We start from the raw sequence: 16,332 nt of genomic DNA on the forward strand, positions 1-16,332 counted from the left end.
TTATAACAAATTAATATTCGGCCAGGCATGAGGTTTTACTGCGCTTAGTCCGGAAAATAGCTGCAGCATTATGTAATGTAAAAAGAACCCGCCCAATTTTAGGCGGATTCGTTTGCGGTAGATTGTTTTTGTTTGCAAATGAAAGCTATACGTCTGAACGTTCAGGCGGAGCATAAATATTTAATTGATTGTCCTGAAGCGAAGGAACGTGTTTAGCGAGAATATCTTCAATATGCTCCATTTCCTCCTGATCAAGTATCCAGCCGTCGACGCCCTCGGCTTCCTTAATCTGTTCCGGAGTCCTTGCTCCCCAGAGGCACATGCTGATGCCGGGATTTTCAAGCGTCCATCGTGCTGCAAGCTGGGCGATCGTTTTGTTTCGCTCGTGAGCAAACTCCTGCAGCTCTCTGACGGCTGCCAAATAGTAGTTTCTGCTGTTGTTCTGGTACAAAGGCAGACTCGCGCGAATGTCTTCATTTGTAAACGTGCTTTGGGCATCCACCTTGCCGGTCAGAAGGCTGTGGGCGAACGTGCCCCAGGTAATGCCGGCAATATGATTGCGCTCTGCATATTCAAACCATGGCTTTAGTTCCCGCTGGAACATATTGTACTGATTCTGCGTGGTATGCAGCGGCACGTACCGGCGTAATTCTTCCATCTCGTCCGGAGTGAAATTGCTTACACCAACAGCGCGTATTTTTCCTTTTTCATAAAGCCTGTTCATTACTTCTCCCATTTGTTCCATACCGGTTTCATGATCGGGCCAGTGAATTTGATATAAATCTAAATAATCCGTGTTCAAACGACGCAGTGTGTTATCTATTTCCGTTTCTACTTTATCCGGGCGCATGTCCCGGAAAAGCTCTTTATTTTCGTTCCAGTTAACGCCGGGCTTTCCAAACAGCTGTACCTGATCCCTTGCGATACCGGCCTGGCTTAATGCTTTGCCGATAAACGCTTCGGAGTTTCCGAGCCCGTAATCCGGTGCTGTATCAATCGTCGTAATCCCTGAATCGATCGCCTGCCGGACCGTTTTCACTGCGGCATCCCCGTCCGGCTCATTCTGCCACATTACGCCCCCCATTGCCCATGTGCCTAAGCCTACGCGGGACACTTCTATATCTGTTTCTCCTAATAAAATTCGTTCCATTAATTATTTCCTCCACTCGGGTTGTATTTAATATTAGCTTTTACCCATGCAGAAGAATGATTCAAACAAAGAATAATGCTATAAGGGAATGCTGGTAAAAAAGTCTCCCACCGGCCAGGCCGGGGGAGACAAGGGAATGGTAATTACAAAGGAATGACGTAAAAAAACACGGCAAAGAAATGTGCGGAGGAGCCGGCGAGAACAAAAAAGTGCCAGACGGCGTGATGGTAGGGAAAGCTCCGCCACATATAGAAGACGGTGCCGGCGGTGTACAATACGCCTCCAATAACAAGCAGCAGCAGGCCGCCGGTGGGCAGAGCGCTCACGAGCGCCGGCCAGGCAATAATAATGATCCAGCCCATGCCGATGTAAAACACAGTAGACAGAATACGAAACCGTTTAGTGAAGAATGCTTTAAAAATAATGCCGATGATGGCAATGCCCCAGACAATGCTGAATAACACCCAGCTCAGAGTGCCGTGGAGCGCATGAAACAGAAACGGAGTGTACGTGCCGGCGATAAACAGATAGATGGCAGAGTGGTCAAAGACTTCAAATAAATCCTTCAGTCTGCCCGGTGAAAAGCTGTGAAGCAGGGTGGAGCATACGTAGGAGAGAAGCATGGACGTGCCGAAAATAGAAACGCTGACCACATGAAGGGCTGAAGCGTTGAGGGAAGCGAAAACAATCATAATAATAAGCGCAGCAGCACTCAGCAGAGCGCCGATGCCGTGCGTGACTGCGTTAGCGAATTCCTCCCGTCTGGTAAATGTATGGGTTTGATCCTGCATACGCCGCCTTCTTTCGTTAAGAATAGTTTCTTCATTATAACTTATTTTCCTCAGGGTTTCGAACAGGCATAAATGGCCGCGGATTTGTTTGCCGGATGGAATGGGGCGGGTATGAGAATCCAGAGCGACTTTAACCAAGGAAGGAAGGGATCGTAATGAAAGCAATAGGATTTAAAAAGCATCTTCCAATTGAAGAGGATACAAGCTTTGAGATGTTTGATATTGCCAAATCCGAACCAAAGGGCCGGGACCTGCTTGTGCGTGTGCAGGCGGTATCCGTGAACCCGGTGGATACAAAAATCCGCGGAGGAAATGAAGGAACGGAAGAAGCAGAACCGCAGATTCTCGGCTTTGACGCAGCCGGTATAGTGGAATCAGTAGGTGAAGAGGCGTCGTTGTTTCAGCCTGGTGATGAAGTATATTATGCAGGAAGCAATCTGCGGCCCGGCTCCAATCAGGAATATCAGCTGGTGGATGAGCGGATAGTGGGAAGGCGGCCTGTCCAGCTTTCAATGGCCGAAAGTGCCGCGATGCCTTTAACCGCTATTACTGCGTACGAAGCGTTGTTTGACCGGATTGGAATTGTACCGGAGCGGGACCGCGGGGCGTCCGTACTCGTGTTAAACGGCGCTGGTGGCGTCGGATCCATTGCGATTCAGCTCGCCAAATGGGCCGGTCTTGACGTAGTTGCAACGGCTTCACGTGAAGAAACGACTGCCTGGTGCGAACAGATGGGGGCAGATAAAGTGATTAATCACCATCAGCCTTTGCTCAAGCAGCTCCAGGATGCAGGGTATGACGGGGTCGACTATATTCTCTGCTTCACCGATACGGCCCAGCACTGGTCAGGAATGGCTGAGTGTATTCGTCCGCAGGGAACCATCTGTTCTATTGTAGAGACAGAGGAGCCACTTCCGCTGACCGACCTGCAGGCAAAGAGCGCCGCCTTTATGTGGGAGTTTATGTTCACACGGTCGATCTATCAGACGGAGGATATGATCCGCCAGCACGTCATTTTGGGTGAACTGGCTGATCTGTTTGACCAGTCGACCATCAAGCCAACGGTGACGGATACGCTGACACCGTTGAATGCCGAACAGATGAAAGAGGCACACCGGCGGGTGGAATCAGGTAAAACGATCGGGAAAATTGTTCTTGAACACTGGGAGTAAATGAAAAACGCACCGCAGCCGAAGCCGGCTGCGGTGCGTTTTTTTGAGATCAGGAAGCGACGCCGAGAGGGGAAAAGATTACATAAAGAATACCGATACCGATAACGAGGCCGGCTGCCGCCGGCTTGGCGTATTTCCACGGCACCATATCCACAGGCGCTTCATTTTTGAATTCGAAGGGCTCCTCCATCGGTTTAAATTTCCCGACAACAAGCATGACAATAACGCTGAGGGGAAACAGTACACTCAGTACATAAAGGAAATTGAGTTCTCCAATAAAGACCTTGCTTGCACCATAAAAAATGATGTGCACCGGTACAGCCACCTTTGCGGCAAACGGCGACACTTTTTTGGTATAAAAGCCGACGACCATAATGGCAAGCACGGGGGTGTTAAAGAAGCCAAACATCTCCTGCAGATAATTGTATAACCCGGAAGGGGCAAACAAAATAAAAGGCGAAATAAAGATGGAGACAATGGCGACAATCATGGCAAACCGCTGCCCGGAACGGACGAGGGCTGCTTCATCGGCATCCGGATGAAACAACGGTTTATACAAGTCAAGCGTAAACAGCGTAATAACGCTGTTGATGCCTCCGTTAAACGAGCTCAGGACAGCCCCAAACAAAATAGCTGCGAACACGCCGGTCAGTACCGGCGGCAGAAGATCGGTGACGAGCGTCGGGTAGGCGGCGTCGCCATTGGCGAGACTGCTGCCGTACAGGTGATAGGCAATCACGCCCGGAAGCACAATATAGAAGGCGCCAAACAGCTTAAATAAAGCAGTAATCATGACACCCTTCTGTCCTTCCTTCAAATTACGTGCTGCAAGCGGGCGCTGAACAATGGCCTGATTGATACAAAAATAAAACAGGTTGTTAAACAATAGCCCCATAAATATCGTCGGCCAGGGTACCTGGGCATCATTGCTGCCATCAATGGCGTTTAACTTGTCTGTATGCTCTGAGGTGAGCGTCCCCACTCCGTTAAACATATTGCCATTACCGAGCGCCATGAGCCCGAGCACGAGAATAAGAATCCCGCCGGCAATTAATCCGACTCCGTACAGTGAATCAGCAGAGGCAATAGCCTTCAGACCGCCAAATACTATATAAAGCATGCCGACAAGCCCGATGCCGGCAGAAACAATTAAAACAGTAAAAAACTGGCTCGTGCCGAGCACACTCGAAATATCAAATATCTGGTCGAGCACAAGCGAGCCGGAATACAGAACTGTCGGCAGAAATGATGACGCAAACCCAAGCAGCATGAGCAGCGAAACGATCTGCCTCGTCCGCTGATCATAGCGTTTTTCAAGAAACTCGGTAACGGTAGTTACTCCCGCCCGTAAGTATTTAGGTAAAAACATAAATGCCATAAAAATGAGCGCAACCGGCGTGGTAACCTCCCAGGCCATCGAAGCCATTGAGCCGGTGTAGGTCTGGCCGCTCAGGCCGACAAGCTGCTCAGTGGAGAGATTGGCAAGCAGGGTGGATGAGCCGATGGTGAGCGCCAGCAGGCTGCGGCCACCGAGAAAATATCCCTCCTGGCTCTGCATATTAATGTTTTTCGTCCGGTAGGCAGCGTAGCCGGCAATAGCGATAGTAATGAGTATGAATGTAAAAAGTGAAAACATGATGTCCCTTCTTTCCTGCTGTAAAAGTATGTCGAAACGTTTTGAATAACGTGCACGAAAAAAGGTTTACCCCTGGCGATTTCCGAGCAAACCCCTGATAAAAGCGAATTGTATAAAAAACATCATAAAGATGGTTTTATAATATAAATACAAAAGTTGATAAATAGGAAATGATAACCCTTACATGATGAAAATAAAAAAATCAATAGAAAAAATGTGACGATTTTGTGTCGTAAGCGTTTTACAGTCTAGACGTATGAAAGGCCAGCCTATAGAATAAGAACTCGTTGTGGAATAAAAAAGTGAAAAATTAATTAACCAATATATCAAGGAGGGATAACAATGATCGTACGCAATGGCCAAACGTTCCGTCCAATGGTGATGATTGCCATGTTTATGATTTCTACGTTCGCTATCGGTACTACTGAATACGTCGCCATGGGGATTTTATCGAATGTCTCTGACTCCTTTGGCATCACGATTTCCGCTGCAGGTCTGATTGTCAGCATGTACGCACTAGGCGTCGCCGTGCTCTCGCCAATTGCCATATCTCTTTTGGTGAAATTTCCAAGGAAGTATGTATTAATTGGATTGATGCTGTTGTTTATCGGCTCAAGCGTGGCCAGCGCCCTGGCGCCAAATTACACAGTACTGCTGTGGGCACGCGTCTTCTCTGCATTGATGCACGGTCCGTTCTTTGCCATTGCGATGGTTATGGCGAGCGAAGTTGTCCCTCCATCGAAAAAATCGGGGGCGGTGGCTGCCATTAACGGCGGACTGACGATTTCCTTAATGATCGGCGTGCCGTTCGGTGCATATATCGGAGACTTGTTTGACTGGCGCATGGTGTTTGCCGGTATTGCCGGACTTGGCATTATCAGCCTGCTTGGAATCATCCTTTATGTACCAAACATGAATGCTGAAGAACCAACATCCATGAGAAAAGAGCTTGGCGTTTTCAAAAGAAAACAGGTATTGTTTGCACTAGCTATTACGGTGTTCGGCTATTCAGGCGTTTTCACCGCCTACACGTATATTGAGCCTCTTCTTCAGGATATAACAGGCTTTGGTCCGGCAGGTATAACGCTTTCCCTCTTTTTATTCGGCGTTGGTGGCGTACTTGGAAACATGCTTTCCGGGCGTTTAAACGCCGAGTCCCTGCTGAAGCCGCTGATGGTCGTGATGGCTTCACTGACCGTGATTCTGTCAACGCTCACCTTAACGAGCACTATCCCATGGCTCGCCCCGGTTTCAGTGCTTCTGCTTGGTATGGGCGCCTTTGGTACAGTGCCAATTCTGCAGACAACGGTCATCCGGGCAGCAGAGGGTGCGCCTTCGATCGCAAGTGCTTCCGCGGTCTCTGCCTTTAACCTGGCGAACGCCTTTGGCGCCTGGGTTGGCGGTATGGTGATCAGTCTTGGATTGAGCCTGCCGCTGATTGGTATGGCCGGTGCTGTTATTACGCTCTTAGGTCTCATGCTTTCGTGGCTGTCGTTTCGCTCCAGCGAAAAAGAAGTACAGGAAAGCAGACAGGGAGTACCGGCAACAGATTCCTACTAGAAAAACACAAAAATCCGCACGCTCGAGGAGGAGCGTGCGGATTTTTTCATTTAAAGGTTGTCAGCAATACCGGCGGCATATTGGAAAGACTTCTTTTTTGCTTCAAAATCATAAATGTTGGTAATGCCCATCAGTTCATCGAGCCCAAGCTTATCCCGCAGTTCACGCAGCTGTTTCTGCACGGCAGCCGGGGAGCCAATAACAGCTCGCCGCCGATTCTCCTGTACCTTTTCCCTCTCCTCCTGTGTCCAGGAGTCGGGATTTACGCTATCCGGGGCAGGCACTTTCGTATTAGTGCCCTTTTCGACATTCAGCAGCCATTGATCCTGGCTGAGCGCCAGAAAATCAGCCTCTTCGTCAGTAGCCGCGCAGACAATAAATACACAGGCAGCAGTCACTGGCTGTGGCTGCCGGCTGCTTGGCACAAAGGAGGAGTGGTATTTACGGACCGCCCAGGCGCCCTGGTCCGGACTGATAAACTGGCCGAACATGAATCCGGCACTTTGCCTGCCGGCATCCCGCGCGCCGCGCTCGGACAAACCGAGTACCCAGGTTTCGGGCAGGGAGCTGCTCATCGGAGATGCTTTAATGGAGGCATAGGGATGATCACTGGGAAGGGATCGGTCAATAAATCCCTGAACCTCCTGAAGAAGGCGGGGGAAGGCGGACATGCTTTTTTTATTACCGTCTGTCAAGGCTTCCCGGATCGTGTTGCCCCCGCCGGGAGATCTTCCAATGCCCAGGTCGATCCGGCCGGGAAATAAAGCTTCAAGCACTTTAAAGTTTTCGGCTACCTTGTATGGGCTGTACTGTGGGAGCAGGACGCCTCCCGAGCCGATACGGATGCTTGTGGTGACGCTTGCGAGGTGTGACATCAGAATTTCCGGCGAGGAGCCGGCCAGGCCGCTGGTGCTGTGATGCTCGGCCACCCAAAAGCGGTGAAATCCCCATTTCTCCGCCATTTGAACGAGTTCACGGGTATGTTCGAAGGCTTTTTCGGGGGTATCGCCTTCTGCAATCGGTGACTGATCAAGAATACTGATATTCATGCGCGTTCCTCCAAATAAACAGAATGCTTTTCTATGCTAGTCCAGTGTAAAAGAAAAACGAAAAAATCTACAGTAAATGAAATGGGGGCAACAAATGAACACCGAATCAATACGTAATTGGATTTACCAGATGTATGACATAGAAGCAGCTTCGCTTGGACAATGCCGAGCCAGGGGCTGGTGCATAAGGGACAGTAAAGGATCGGAGTGGGTGCTTGTGACCGGGGAGGCTGTGCTGCCGGAGGAAGAGACGGTCCAGTGGCTTGAAGCTGAGAGTGATATCAGTATAAAAAAGACAGTAGAGGGAGATAAACTGGCGGACACCGGGGAGAGAGGCCTGGCCTATATGTATGAGAAGAAGCCGAAAAACCATGGGAGCGTCCGAATGGAAGAATCAGATTACCAGCAGCTTGGCGCCTCCCTGGCAGTAAAGCACCGCAGCTGGCATGAGAAATTACCGATGAACGACAAAAAAAGCATCTCCCTGTCGGAGCAGACCATAAAGGCAGAACACCAGCAGATGGACATGCTGCTTCCGAAAGGCCAGACGATTATCCGGCAAAGTATTGATGCACTTTTTCCTGTAATGCAGCGTGCGGCCCTCCACTCGGATGGCACAGGTTTTGTTTTCAGGGAAATGAATTGGAAGCATGGGGGTCCTGGGAAGGGATTTCTTTTTCCGGGAGCGATGCCTGGGGTTCATGTGAGTTTATACGATCTTGCGGCGCTGCTTCGGGGTCTTCTGCTTTCCTTTTCCGGCACAGAAGACTATCAGCCCTTTGCCCGAATGGTTTTTAATGAACTGCTTGCCGGCTATGACAGCGTAAGGAGCATACCGCTGCCTTCGCTGCAGCAGTTTGCGAATATTTTAGAGTGGCACGACCTGTATCAATATGCTCTCCTCTGGCAAAAACCTGTTGCGGGGACAGAGAGGCCACTCAGAATGAGGGAGCAGCACCGGCTTGAGCACCGGGTTCCGCTGCTTGAAATTTAAAACAGCACTTACTTTGGGGGGATCATCGAAAAAATTTCACCGCTTTCAAAAATGCTTATTACTTCATCAAGCCATTCATAATAGTGCAGTGCGTAATCGATTTTTTCAAGATCGTGCTTAAGTACGTCAATAAGATAGGGATCCTCCGCTTCCTCTAAAAATGCTTCGAATTCCTCTTTGGCACGGCGGGCGGCTTTCTGATTATTGTCTGCCGCCTCTCTCCACCGGTTCACAAAAACGGAGGTGAACGATTGATACCAGTCGTCGTGGGACTGGTACAAATCCTTCCGTACCCCTTTTTCCCATACCCGTTCGACCATATCTGCATCCATGAGGGCCCGTATTCCTGTACTCATACTCATTTTACTCATGCCGAGTGCTTCGCTCATGTCATCGAGTGTCATGGGACGCTTGGAAAACAACACGGTGCCGTAAAGACGTCCGTTCGTATCGGAAACGCCGTATAAGCCCATGTTCTGGGCAATTGTGGCAATGAACTGGTGTCTCGCTTCGTCCAGCTTGTCCTGAATGTTTTTTTGTTCCCTTTCCATACGGGGCCCCCTTTTTGCATGTATGTTTAAAGTTTAGCAAACTGCTGAACAATAAAAAAATTGAATATTCGGTCGTTAGGTCTTCTAATCAGCAGATATCGATAGATATAAGTATATAATGTATGTACAGTATATACTTTACGGCTAAAACAGCCTCAAATGGCATGATAAAAGTTTTGTATCTTTTATCCTAATACTATATAGTAAAAGAGTGATAATAAATACAGACACAGACATAGTAAACGAGGTGTGAAACGTTGGCGAAGATAGAAGTGGAGAACTTAACCAAGGTCTTCGGCAAACGCCCAAGCCGTGCGATTAAGCTGCTGGAACAGGGGAAATCAAAGGATGAAATCCTGGAAGAGACCGGCTGCACGGTCGGTGTGAACCGAACCAATTTTTCGGTGGAGGCCGGAGAAATATTTGTCATCATGGGACTTTCCGGGAGCGGAAAATCTACTCTTGTGCGACTTCTGAACCGGTTAATTGATCCGACCGAAGGAAGCGTCTGGGTGGACGGCGATGATCTGGCCCGTATGGACGATAAAGGGCTGAGAGCGGTACGCCGGGAAAAAATGAGCATGGTTTTCCAACAATTCGGACTATTTCCCTTCCGTACGATTCTCGATAACGTAGCGTACGGTCTGGAAATACAGGGTCTCGAGGAGCAGGAAAAAAAGAAAAAAGCAGATGAAGCCCTGCAGCTGGTCGGCCTTGGCGGCTACGGCAACATGTATCCGGATGAACTTTCCGGCGGGATGCAGCAGCGTGTCGGCCTGGCAAGGGCACTGGCGGCAGATACGGATATTCTGCTGATGGATGAGGCCTTCTCGGCACTCGACCCGCTGATCCGGAAGGAAATGCAGGATGAACTGCTCGAGCTTCAGGGCCGGATGAAAAAGACGATCGTGTTTATTACCCACGACCTGGACGAAGCGCTCCGGCTCGGCGACCGCATTACGATCATGAAGGACGGACGGGTTGTCCAGATCGGCACGCCGGAGGATATTCTTCAGCACCCGGCTGATGACTACGTCGCCAAATTCGTGGAAGACGTGGATCGCTCCAAGGTATTTACCGCGGAAGCTGTCATGAAACGGCCGGAAGTGCTGACGATCGATAAAGACGGGCCGCGGGTGGCACTTCAGCGCATGAAAAAGGAAGGCATTTCGAGCCTGTATGTAACCAATAAAGACCGCACGCTGCTTGGTATTGTCCATGCCGATGAAGTATCGGAATTGGCAGAGCAGGGATCCGAAGATATTCGGAGCATACTTCATGAAGACGTGCCGACAGTTCAAAAGGATACCGTGGTCAAGGAAATGATCGAGCTGCTTACATACAAAAACACACCAGTAGCCGTCGTAGATGAAGAAAACAAAATTGTCGGCATTGTTGTAAGAGGCTCCGTTATGGCACTGCTTTCCGGCAAGGAGGTGTCGGCCGTTGAGTAACATCACCCCGCTGCCACTTGCTGCCTGGATTGATGCGTTTGTCGAATGGCTGACCCAGGCGGAATTTATTTTTGGCCCCCTTACGAACTTTATTGGCTATATTATCAGCGGCTTTGAATGGTTTTTCGGCATTTTTCCGCCGTGGCTGCTGCTCATTATTATTGTCGGGTTAACGTTCTGGTTTGCCGGACGGAAAATCGGGCTCACGGTGTTTGTCCTGCTCGGGCTGCTGCTCATCTGGAACCTGGGCTACTGGGAAGACATGGTGCTGACGCTTGCAATCGTTCTGACTGCCGGGGTGATTTCCATTGTTATCGGGGTGCCGGTCGGCATCTGGATGTCCCGGAGCCCGGTGGTTGAGGGCACGATTAAGCCGGTGCTCGACTTTATGCAGACAATGCCTGCCTTTGTGTACCTGATCCCGGCCGTTGCCTTTTTTGGCATCGGGATGGTACCGGGTGTCGTCGCCTCGGTCATCTTTGCGATGCCGCCGACGATCCGTTTTACGAACCTCGGCATCCGCCAGGTGCCGACCGAAATCATCGAAGCCTCGGAGGCCTTCGGGTCCACGGGCAATCAGAAGCTTTTCAAGGTACAGCTGCCGATGGCGAAAACGACCATTATGGCCGGGATTAACCAGACAATCATGCTGGCGCTGTCGATGGTCGTGATCGCCTCGATGATCGGGGCGGACGGCCTCGGGACGGCCGTATACTTTGCAGTCGGCAGAAACGATGTCGGCGGCGGCTTTGAAGCCGGTCTTGCGATCGTAATTGTGGCGATTATTCTCGACCGGCTGACGCAGGGCATTGGAGCAAGTAATCGAAAATAGGTATACCTCCCGGAACAGGGAGTATCCATACAATTAAGAACAAAAGGGGAGTAATTCACATGGAAAAATTATGGAAAAAAGCTGGTTTAGGCGCAGCCGGAATATCAATGGCAGCGGTGATGACTGCCTGCGGCGGCGGAGGCGGAGATTCAGAAGAATCCGGCGGCTCTGACGATTCCGGATCGAGTGAAGAATCCTCTTCCGGTGGAGCATTTGGCGAAGAAGTGGACTACACAATTACCGGTATTGATGCCGGTGCTGGTATTATGTCTCAAACGCAGACAGCGATAGAAGACTACGGTCTCAGTAACTGGAACCTGCAACAGAGCTCGGGCGCAGCAATGACAAGCGCACTGGGCGATGCGGTTGAAAACGAAGAGCCAATCATTGTTACCGGCTGGACCCCGCACTGGATGTTCTCAGAATATGACCTGAAGTATTTGGAGGATCCGGAGGGTTCCTACGGCGATGGTGACGATATTCATACTGTTGTACGTCAGGGACTTGAAGAAGACATGCCGGGGGCGTATCAGTTCCTCGATCAGTTCCAGTGGGAAGCTTCTAACATGGAAGAAATTATGGTAGAAATTCAGAATGGTACTGAGCCGGCTGAAGCCGCTGCTACCTGGGTGGATGAAAACGAAGATATGGTGTCTGAATGGACCGATGGCGTGGAAGAGGTTGACGGCGAAGCGATTGAACTCGTATATGTAGCCTGGGATTCTGAGATTGCCTCCACCAACGTGGTCGGGGAAGTACTCACCGATCTTGGGTATGACGTAACTTTAACCCAGCTTGAAGCTGGCCCAATGTTTGCGGCTGTTGCTGACGGCGAAGCAGACGGCATGGTTGCCGGCTGGTTCCCGAATACACACGCAAGCCAGATGGAAGAGTACGGCGATGACTATGAAGATCTTGGTGCGAACCTCGAAGGCGCGATTACCGGCCTGGTCGTTCCAGAATACATGGACATCGAATCAATTGAAGACCTTGAAGCAGAGGAATAAGTATAACGATAAGCCGGAGCTCTCAGGAGCTTCGGTTTTATTTGTGTCTTTATAAGCACCAAATGCCCGCAGGCATCAGCCTGCGGACATTAGGAAGTGGCACAATTATGAACCGGGCCAGCAGATAATGCTGGTTTCAAATGGTCCAATAATCGAGGTATGGGGTGGGGTAGTAATGATATACCCGTTTTCCCCCGATTTAATCTGCCTAATTGTAAAAATATAAAAATCCCGCTGATGGAAAGCGGGATTCGATTTATTCTGTACCGAAATATTGTTTTGCTTTTTCCAGGTATGGTTCTGTTTCCGGTGTCAGTTCAGTATCCTCCACGATAGCTTCTACTGGACAAACAACTACACAGGCACCACAGTCGATACAGACGTCGGGATCAATATAAAATTGCTCTTTTCCTTCTTCAATACAGTCTACAGGACAAACATCCACGCATTCCCCTGCTTTTTCCTCTATACATGGCGATGTAATGACGAATGCCATTTTGGTTCACCTCTTTTCAAAGTATTTCAAGAGATTTATGATTACGCGCCGAAAAACTGTCTCTCCATTGAAGAAAGCCAGCGCCTAGTAAGAAACCTCTCTTTCTCTAGTGTAAAACATATAGTGCTCCTTTACAATTACCTGGCGATAAGTATAATAGGTTGTGAGTCTAAAATTGATTAAACATATTAAAATACTATGAATTATAAAAAAAGGGAGGTGACGGCGTGTCCTGGGAGATTGCGTGGGTGCTGATTATCGTATTGGCGATGATTGGTGCTTTGATGAAAGAAATAGCGCGGCCGGGTATTATTTTTTTATTCGTCCTTTCTCTGCTGCTTATCACAGGGATCATTACACCACAACAAGGGCTGAAGGGGTTTGCCAACCAGGGCATGCTGACTGTAGGCCTTCTTTGTATTGTTGCAGGCGCGGTCCAGCAGACCGGCATCGTGGACCGGTTCGTTGAAGGGGTGCTGAGTAAAGGCCGTACCCCTAGAGGGTCGCTAATGAAAATGCTCGTTCCTTCGGCGCTCATGAGTGGTTTTCTGAATAATACGCCGATTGTAGCAACGTTCTCGCCGCTGGTGAAACGGTGGTGCGAGAAATATGATCTGGCGCCGTCCAAATTTCTGCTTCCCTTGTCCTATGCCACGATTATCGGCGGTACGATTACACTGATAGGAACGTCCACCAATCTCGTCGTACATGGACTCCTGCTGGAGAGGGGCTATGCGGGGTTTCATTTTTTTCAGCTCGCGCTGATCGGCATACCGGCAACAATTGCTGTCACGATCTTCATTTTAACGGTCGGCATAAAGATTCTGCCGGACCGGAAGCCGCCGCTGTTTTATCAGAAGGAAGGCCGGCGGAAATACATGCTCAAGCTCGAAATCACCCCGGATTATAAACATCTCGGGGATACGCTGAAGCGGGCAGGCTTTATTAATGACCCGTCTCTGCAGCTGCTGGCTGTGCTGCCAAACGGCGAATCAGAAGGCAGGGAGGTCGGTGAACACCACATTCTTGAGCCGGGAGACTGTCTGGTAGTATACGGAGACCTCACCCAGATCGCGATGCTCGAAAATACGGATGGTCTCGATATTAGAACGGAAAAGAGTGAGAAAAAAACGGCTGAAGAGCCGAATGAACGCAAGCTGATGGAAGTAATGGTAACCCACTACTCCAATATTTTATTTACGAAGCTAAAGGATATTTTCTTTGACCAGCGATTTGATGCTGCGATTATCGGCATTCATCGCTATGATGAGAGCTATTCCTCCGAAATGAAAGAAATGGTGGTAAAGCCCGGGGATACGCTCCTGCTTTTGGCCGGACCGGAGTTTGAACAAAGGACGAGTGCCCATAATGACTTTCACGTGCTGAAAAACAGCGTAAATCCTTTTTTGAAGGGACCAAGGTGGAAAAGCTGGCTGCCGCTCGTCATGATGATGCTCATGGTCAGCCTGGCTGCTCTGCAGGTTGTTCCTATTTTCTATGCAGCGCTGTTCGCCGTCGCCGGACTGCTTTTGACACGTTCACTTTCGCTTAAGGATGCTCACCGGTATCTTCCATATGAAGTGCTGATCGTCATTGCCGCTGCCTTCGGGCTTGGGGAAGCGATGACGAGTACGGGAGCTGCCCCGCTTCTTGCGGAGCGGATGATTGACTGGTTTATGCCGTTCGGAGTGCTGGGGGTGTTTACAGCCCTGTACGTGCTGACAAATGTGTTTACAGAAGTGGTAACCAACAATGCGGCGGCTATCGTTATGCTCCCGGTGGCGCTGGAAACAGCGGATATTTTGTCTGTTTCTCCACTGGCGGCTGCGGTAATTGTCGCGATTGCAGCTTCTGCAAGCTTTATTACGCCAATCGGCTACCAGACGAATCTGTTTGTGTATACGCAGGGCGGCTACCGGTTTACGGATTTTATGAAAATCGGCATTCCGGTGAGTCTGATTGTTATGGTTATTACGATCAGTATTACATGGACGGTATGGGGGTAAAAGCTGGAAAAGGCCCGGCGGGTTTTTTATACTGAAAATAAAGAAGAAAGAAGGTAAGCACCTTGGATATACGTGCAGAAGGTCTGTCCACGCATAAATGGCTGTTTGCACTGCCGCTTGCGGGTGCTGTGCTGACCATTCTCATTTCAACCTCCATGCCGTATCAGCAGCAGGACATTCGCCCTTGGCTTGAGCATATCCCGTTTGAGTGGCTGCAGCCGTATGTGTCCGTGCCCTCCTTTTCCTATGGCGGGGATCCGGTAAGTGTAGCTGCCTCCGGCGTGGAAGGCTATGTGGAATTTTTTATCCGAAAGGCAAGCCACGTGTTTATGTTCACCGTTATATTTCTGGCGGCGCTGCTCGCGGCATATCCGTACCGAATTCCGGTTTGGGGGAAGCTTGCAGGGGCTTACGGGTTTGTGTTTATGTTTGCCGTGCTTGATGAGTTCCGGCAGCATTTCAGCCCGGACAGGCATGGCATGTGGCAGGACGTTCTCCTCGACATGACCGGGGTGTCCGCTGCGGCGGTGATTGTTGTTTTATGCTGGCTGTGGAGATACGGATCACGGTTTATGTAAAAAGACCCCTGCAGAGGATTGCGGGGGTCCCTGTTGTTATAGAGGGAATAAAGCGGAGAAGGTAATACGGGGGAAAAGACTGCTACATGCCGGCAGGGAAAGGCTCCGTGTTTAAGCCGATGCTTTCCGGTGGCGCGTCAGAAGAACCGGTTTGCAGCTTCAAAAAACGGACGTCTTCAGCGTTTACTTCAACCACCTGCACACGCTTGTTATCCTTGTTGTCATAAAGACGGGTATTGATTCTTCCTTTCACACCGACCATAGCGCCTTTGTGGCAGTATTCGCACGTGGTTTCCGCCTGGCGCCGCCATACGGTCACGGGAACGAAATCGGCATCGTATTCCCCTTCCTGGTTGCGAAAGGACCGCTGGACAGCAAGGGTGAAGTTGCATACCGGGGTCCCGTCTTTTGTATAGGTTAATTCGGGATCTCGGGTGAATCTGCCGACAAGCGTCACCTGGTTAAACATGTAATCACTCCTGAATAGTTAGTGGGTCTGGGTTACAGACGTGTGGTATAAAAATCGGTGAAAGTATTCATGTCTGGGAGAAGGAAAAAAGGCAAGGGTGCGTTCGAGGGATAAAAAGGGATGTCTCGGGGCGTATTCGGGCTGCGGCGCAAGATAGTCACGTGCGCTGCACCACCGGTACGTGCCGGGATAGGGATGATCCAGCTTCTCAGAAGGAAGCAGATGTATCCGGCGGCTCTGCTCAAAAAAAGACGTTTCGTCGGGAAGAAGCTCGGAATGGTAGCGGGCCTGAAAAACGGAGCCGCCGGTTTCGTAATGGCGTCGGTAGTGCATGGCATAGGATGCATGCAGCTCCCGCATAATAGTGGAGATAGAGACGTAGGTGGACTCGGCCAGCAGGTGAATGCTGTCCGGAAGAAGACAGTAGGCGTGAAGATCGAGCTTCGTGGTATTGATTACTTTGGCTAATAAGTATACGTATTGTTTATAGTCTTTTTCGTCGGGAAATAACGTACGGCCGGAAGCTCCAGCTGCAGTAATGGAATAGACGGTGCCTGGAAACCAAAGGCGTTCGTCCCGGGGCAAGG

At 50.0% G+C, this 16,332-nt stretch carries 16 protein-coding genes; 8 read left to right on the top strand and 8 right to left on the bottom strand.

Annotated elements, in window-relative coordinates; genetic code table 11:
• Positions 1 to 145: 145 nt before the first annotated feature.
• Together SIC45_RS01690 and trhA are read right to left on the bottom strand one after the other, a co-directional pair.
• The gene (locus SIC45_RS01690) at positions 146 to 1,150 is read right to left on the bottom strand and encodes an aldo/keto reductase (protein WP_319630850.1); all 1,005 of its coding nucleotides are present in this window, start codon (positions 1,148 to 1,150) and stop codon (positions 146 to 148) included.
• Between the two features lie 143 nt (positions 1,151 to 1,293).
• On the bottom strand, positions 1,294 to 1,941 hold the full coding sequence (gene trhA / locus SIC45_RS01695) for a PAQR family membrane homeostasis protein TrhA (RefSeq protein WP_298785009.1): 648 nt from the start codon (positions 1,939 to 1,941) through the stop codon (positions 1,294 to 1,296).
• Positions 1,942 to 2,096: 155 nt separating this feature from the next.
• Here trhA and SIC45_RS01700 point away from each other — a divergent pair, with 155 nt between their 5' ends.
• Positions 2,097 to 3,113: a zinc-binding alcohol dehydrogenase family protein gene (locus tag SIC45_RS01700; protein WP_319630851.1), complete on the top strand. Its 1,017-nt coding sequence runs from the start codon at positions 2,097 to 2,099 to the stop codon at positions 3,111 to 3,113.
• Between the two features lie 49 nt (positions 3,114 to 3,162).
• Here the strand turns inward: SIC45_RS01700 and SIC45_RS01705 are convergent, their stop codons facing one another.
• A complete protein-coding gene (locus SIC45_RS01705) occupies positions 3,163 to 4,749 on the bottom strand; it encodes a solute:sodium symporter family transporter (protein ID WP_319630852.1) in 1,587 nt (528 codons plus the stop codon).
• 342 nt (positions 4,750 to 5,091) lie between these two features.
• On the opposite strand from SIC45_RS01705, the gene SIC45_RS01710 reads away from it, so the two are divergent.
• The gene (locus SIC45_RS01710) at positions 5,092 to 6,309 is read left to right on the top strand and encodes an MFS transporter (RefSeq protein WP_298785013.1); all 1,218 of its coding nucleotides are present in this window, start codon (positions 5,092 to 5,094) and stop codon (positions 6,307 to 6,309) included.
• Between the two features lie 50 nt (positions 6,310 to 6,359).
• On the opposite strand, the gene SIC45_RS01715 is transcribed toward SIC45_RS01710, so the two are convergent.
• Positions 6,360 to 7,358, bottom strand: a complete 999-nt coding sequence (locus SIC45_RS01715) for an LLM class flavin-dependent oxidoreductase (protein ID WP_319630853.1) — start codon at positions 7,356 to 7,358, stop codon at positions 6,360 to 6,362.
• Positions 7,359 to 7,452: 94 nt separating this feature from the next.
• Here SIC45_RS01715 and SIC45_RS01720 point away from each other — a divergent pair, with 94 nt between their 5' ends.
• Positions 7,453 to 8,352: a hypothetical protein gene (locus SIC45_RS01720; protein ID WP_319630854.1), complete on the top strand. Its 900-nt coding sequence runs from the start codon at positions 7,453 to 7,455 to the stop codon at positions 8,350 to 8,352.
• Positions 8,353 to 8,360: 8 nt separating this feature from the next.
• On the opposite strand, the gene SIC45_RS01725 is transcribed toward SIC45_RS01720, so the two are convergent.
• Entirely contained in the window at positions 8,361 to 8,903 is a 543-nt protein-coding gene (locus SIC45_RS01725; RefSeq protein ID WP_319630855.1) for a GbsR/MarR family transcriptional regulator, read from the bottom strand.
• A 257-nt stretch (positions 8,904 to 9,160) separates the two neighbouring features.
• On the opposite strand from SIC45_RS01725, the gene SIC45_RS01730 reads away from it, so the two are divergent.
• Genes SIC45_RS01730 through SIC45_RS01740 form a run of 3 tightly spaced genes read left to right on the top strand, consistent with a single transcriptional unit; the run spans position 9,161 to position 12,196 of the window.
• The gene (locus tag SIC45_RS01730) at positions 9,161 to 10,357 is read left to right on the top strand and encodes a glycine betaine/L-proline ABC transporter ATP-binding protein (protein WP_319630856.1); all 1,197 of its coding nucleotides are present in this window, start codon (positions 9,161 to 9,163) and stop codon (positions 10,355 to 10,357) included.
• Positions 10,350 to 11,189, top strand: coding sequence for a proline/glycine betaine ABC transporter permease (locus tag SIC45_RS01735; protein WP_319630857.1), 840 nt, complete (start codon positions 10,350 to 10,352; stop codon positions 11,187 to 11,189). The genes SIC45_RS01730 and SIC45_RS01735 overlap by 8 nt, the downstream gene beginning before the upstream one ends.
• A 59-nt stretch (positions 11,190 to 11,248) precedes the next feature.
• Entirely contained in the window at positions 11,249 to 12,196 is a 948-nt protein-coding gene (locus SIC45_RS01740; RefSeq protein WP_319630858.1) for a glycine betaine ABC transporter substrate-binding protein, read from the top strand.
• A gap of 256 nt (positions 12,197 to 12,452) precedes the next feature.
• On the opposite strand, the gene SIC45_RS01745 is transcribed toward SIC45_RS01740, so the two are convergent.
• On the bottom strand, positions 12,453 to 12,692 hold the full coding sequence (locus SIC45_RS01745; protein ID WP_079475396.1) for a DUF362 domain-containing protein: 240 nt from the start codon (positions 12,690 to 12,692) through the stop codon (positions 12,453 to 12,455).
• A gap of 227 nt (positions 12,693 to 12,919) precedes the next feature.
• Between SIC45_RS01745 and SIC45_RS01750 the strand changes: the two genes are divergently transcribed.
• Entirely contained in the window at positions 12,920 to 14,698 is a 1,779-nt protein-coding gene (locus SIC45_RS01750; RefSeq protein ID WP_319630859.1) for an SLC13 family permease, read from the top strand.
• A gap of 62 nt (positions 14,699 to 14,760) precedes the next feature.
• A complete protein-coding gene (locus SIC45_RS01755; protein WP_319630860.1) occupies positions 14,761 to 15,276 on the top strand; it encodes a VanZ family protein in 516 nt (171 codons plus the stop codon).
• Between the two features lie 82 nt (positions 15,277 to 15,358).
• Here the strand turns inward: SIC45_RS01755 and SIC45_RS01760 are convergent, their stop codons facing one another.
• Together SIC45_RS01760 and SIC45_RS01765 are read right to left on the bottom strand one after the other, a co-directional pair.
• Positions 15,359 to 15,745: a single-stranded DNA-binding protein gene (locus tag SIC45_RS01760; protein ID WP_319630861.1), complete on the bottom strand. Its 387-nt coding sequence runs from the start codon at positions 15,743 to 15,745 to the stop codon at positions 15,359 to 15,361.
• An 18-nt stretch (positions 15,746 to 15,763) separates the two neighbouring features.
• Positions 15,764 to 16,330 carry a transposase gene (locus tag SIC45_RS01765; protein ID WP_319630862.1) on the bottom strand — a complete coding sequence of 189 codons (567 nt, stop codon included), beginning with the start codon at positions 16,328 to 16,330 and terminating at the stop codon, positions 15,764 to 15,766.
• Positions 16,331 to 16,332: the final 2 nt, after the last annotated feature.

It is taken from the genome of Marinococcus sp. PL1-022 (assembly GCF_033845285.1).
Lineage (GTDB): Bacteria > Bacillota > Bacilli > Bacillales > Marinococcaceae > Marinococcus.

What these genes read in the sequence shown, in the direction of transcription:
- SIC45_RS01690 (WP_319630850.1), bottom strand. Translation starts at nt 1,150, where the DNA reads ATGGAACGAATTTTATTAGGAGAAACAGATATAGAAGTGTCCCGCGTA.
- SIC45_RS01745 (WP_079475396.1), bottom strand. Translation starts at nt 12,692, where the DNA reads ATGGCATTCGTCATTACATCGCCATGTATAGAGGAAAAAGCAGGGGAA.
- SIC45_RS01725 (WP_319630855.1), bottom strand. Translation starts at nt 8,903, where the DNA reads ATGGAAAGGGAACAAAAAAACATTCAGGACAAGCTGGACGAAGCGAGA.
- SIC45_RS01760 (WP_319630861.1), bottom strand. Translation starts at nt 15,745, where the DNA reads ATGTTTAACCAGGTGACGCTTGTCGGCAGATTCACCCGAGATCCCGAA.
- SIC45_RS01740 (WP_319630858.1), top strand. Translation starts at nt 11,249, where the DNA reads ATGGAAAAATTATGGAAAAAAGCTGGTTTAGGCGCAGCCGGAATATCA.
- SIC45_RS01720 (WP_319630854.1), top strand. Translation starts at nt 7,453, where the DNA reads ATGAACACCGAATCAATACGTAATTGGATTTACCAGATGTATGACATA.
- trhA (WP_298785009.1), bottom strand. Translation starts at nt 1,941, where the DNA reads ATGCAGGATCAAACCCATACATTTACCAGACGGGAGGAATTCGCTAAC.
- SIC45_RS01705 (WP_319630852.1), bottom strand. Translation starts at nt 4,749, where the DNA reads ATGTTTTCACTTTTTACATTCATACTCATTACTATCGCTATTGCCGGC.
- SIC45_RS01710 (WP_298785013.1), top strand. Translation starts at nt 5,092, where the DNA reads ATGATCGTACGCAATGGCCAAACGTTCCGTCCAATGGTGATGATTGCC.
- SIC45_RS01700 (WP_319630851.1), top strand. Translation starts at nt 2,097, where the DNA reads ATGAAAGCAATAGGATTTAAAAAGCATCTTCCAATTGAAGAGGATACA.
- SIC45_RS01715 (WP_319630853.1), bottom strand. Translation starts at nt 7,358, where the DNA reads ATGAATATCAGTATTCTTGATCAGTCACCGATTGCAGAAGGCGATACC.